The sequence below is a fragment of the Pseudomonas sp. SIMBA_067 genome (assembly GCF_046534675.1).
Classification (GTDB): domain Bacteria; phylum Pseudomonadota; class Gammaproteobacteria; order Pseudomonadales; family Pseudomonadaceae; genus Aquipseudomonas; species Aquipseudomonas putida.
The window spans coordinates 1-449 of the sequence record NZ_JAWRYH010000057.1 but is presented as its reverse complement, the minus strand read 5'-3'; the positions used below and the strand labels follow the sequence as shown (position 1 = coordinate 449).

Below are 449 nucleotides of genomic sequence, written 5' to 3'. Positions count from 1 at the left end.
GGCGCGATCCTGGTTTGCTCGGCCGCCGATGGTCCGATGCCACAAACCCGTGAGCACATCCTGCTGTCCCGTCAGGTTGGCGTTCCGTACATCGTGGTCTTCCTGAACAAGGCTGACCTGGTAGACGACGCTGAGCTGCTGGAACTGGTCGAGATGGAAGTTCGCGACCTGCTGTCCACCTATGACTTCCCAGGCGACGACACCCCGATCATCATCGGTTCGGCTCGTATGGCGCTGGAAGGCAAAGACGACAACGAGATGGGCACCACTGCCGTCAAGAAGCTGGTTGAAACTCTGGACAGCTACATCCCAGAGCCAGAGCGCGCTATCGACAAGCCGTTCCTGATGCCAATCGAAGACGTATTCTCGATCTCGGGTCGTGGTACCGTTGTTACTGGCCGTATCGAGCGTGGTATCGTCCGCGTTCAGGATCCGCTGGAAATCGTTGG

At 58.4% G+C, this 449-nt stretch carries 1 protein-coding gene; it reads left to right on the top strand.

Features of this window, described 5'->3' with window-relative positions:
• On the top strand, positions 1–449 hold a 449-nt coding region (locus tag SB765_RS28050; RefSeq protein WP_410932276.1), incomplete at both ends, for a GTP-binding protein.